We start from the raw sequence: 1770 nt of genomic DNA, 5'->3' as shown, positions 1-1770 counted from the left end.
ACATCACCGAAGCAACCCGCTGGGCCAACCGCGAAATGACAAGGCCATTCACCATCCTCGGCCTCACCGGATGATGTTGAAACGACCGTGGCCGGGGGGGGCATGGAATCGCGAGAGTATGACCCTAGGGCTGCCGCGATAATGGGGGACCAGCGAGCCCGCTGGATTGCTCATGAATCGATAATCGGAGTGTTGCGAGGCTGGGTCCGAATGAGGATCCTGGAGCGATGGCATTCGGTGTGGTCGTCATCATGCATCAGATATTCGACATGCCTTTGCGGGATGCCAAGAGGATCGCGCGCTGGGTGGTGATCGGCGGCAGCCTGTCAGACGACGAGATCGTGCAGCGGATCGATTCCCTCCGGCTTCGAGGCCCGGAGAGTGATGACGACCTGGGCGACTGACCAGGGCCTTTGCAAGGTAGAGGTTTGACCGTTTCAAGCGATTCCGAGGAGTTGTAGGGATCGGTGCGGCTTTCTGCTGTTGTGGCGGAGAGCTTTGGCGACGTTCGTGGCGCCGGCCAGGCGCAGGAGGCTGATGACGAGGTTGCGGACCGCGGCGAGGGCTTGAGGTGCGCTGCCGGTACGGACCTGGCTGGCGTCTTCGCCGAAGGTCACGTCTCTGATGTAGTGCAGGGATTCGATCAGCCAGTGTCCGCGAAGCCATCCGGCCAGGTCGGAGGGCTTTGCCTGGCCTGCGGTGAGATTGGTGATCGCGTAGACGGTGACGGTCGAGGCCCGGCCGGTTCGCGGATGGTAACGGCGACGCCGGATCCGGACTGCCTGGACGGCGTGCGGGAAATCCAGGGCGAGAACGCCGTGGCAGGTGACCGCCTGCAGCCGGCGGATCTCCCGGCGCCCGTGACCACGGTCACGGGTCACATCGAGAACCGGGACCTTCGCCCAGGGCAGGGCCTTGAGCTGCCGGAACAATCGCGGCTGATTACGTTTCACGGTGAACAGGTAGCCGGCCCTCTTCTCCTCCGTCAGCCAGCGGGCGTGTTCGCGCTGGGCGTGCATGGCGTCGGCGGTGACGACCGCATCGGTCAGGTCCAGACCGGACAGTAACGGCTGGAACCGGGTGATTTCATTCGTCTTCCCGTCGACAGCGGTCTGACCGAGCACGGCACCGTTGTGGTGATCCAGTGCTGCCAGCAGGTGCACCTGGTCGCCGGGACGGCCGCTGCCCCGTAAGGTCTTGCCGTCGACCGCGACGGCTCTGCGGCCCGCGGCTGATCGCAGGTTCGTCCTGGTCAGCAGCCATTCGGTGAGGGCTGCTTCCACCGCTTCGGCATCCAGGCGGGCCAGAAGCCGGCCGATCGTGGACGCGTCCGGCACCAGGAAACCGCCGGTGAATCGGTCCCGGCTCACCTCGAGCCCGGCCAGGATGTCGACCGGCAGGTCAGCAGCCCATTCACCGATCGCCGACACCGACCGCTGCCCGGCAGCGACGGCACCGACCGTGACCGCGAGCAGGCTGGACAAGGAATGGACCCGCCCGCGCCGATCGCGGGGATCCGGGATCCGAGCCAGGGCCTGGAGCAACCCGGCGGGATCTTGATACGGATCGTCCGACACGCCCGGCAGGCGTGCGGACAGACTCCTGATCAACGATGATGACTCCACGAGCGCGGTCCCTCGGTGTTCGATCATTTGGCCTAGACACCTGAATGATCAACCGAAGGCCGCGCTCTTCTACGTACCGCCCGATACCGGCGTGACTACACCAAAACCGATCATCCGGTCATACCTCTATCTTGCAGAGGCCCTG

At 64.9% G+C, this 1770-nt stretch carries 2 protein-coding genes; one reads left to right on the top strand and one right to left on the bottom strand.

Annotated elements, in window-relative coordinates; all coding sequences use genetic code 11:
• Positions 1–227: 227 nt before the first annotated feature.
• The gene (locus ACQ0O7_RS45090) at positions 228–404 is read left to right on the top strand and encodes a hypothetical protein (RefSeq protein WP_430792098.1); all 177 of its coding nucleotides are present in this window, start codon (positions 228–230) and stop codon (positions 402–404) included.
• Between the two features lie 33 nt (positions 405–437).
• On the opposite strand, the gene ACQ0O7_RS45085 is transcribed toward ACQ0O7_RS45090, so the two are convergent.
• Positions 438–1652, bottom strand: coding sequence for an ISAs1 family transposase (locus ACQ0O7_RS45085; RefSeq protein WP_430792096.1), 1215 nt, complete (start codon positions 1650–1652; stop codon positions 438–440).
• Positions 1653–1770: the final 118 nt, after the last annotated feature.

This window comes from Actinoplanes sp. G11-F43, assembly GCF_050589265.1.
Taxonomy (GTDB): domain Bacteria; phylum Actinomycetota; class Actinomycetes; order Mycobacteriales; family Micromonosporaceae; genus Actinoplanes.
Note: the sequence above shows the minus strand (reverse complement) of the source record. Positions and strands in the feature narration are given on the sequence as shown.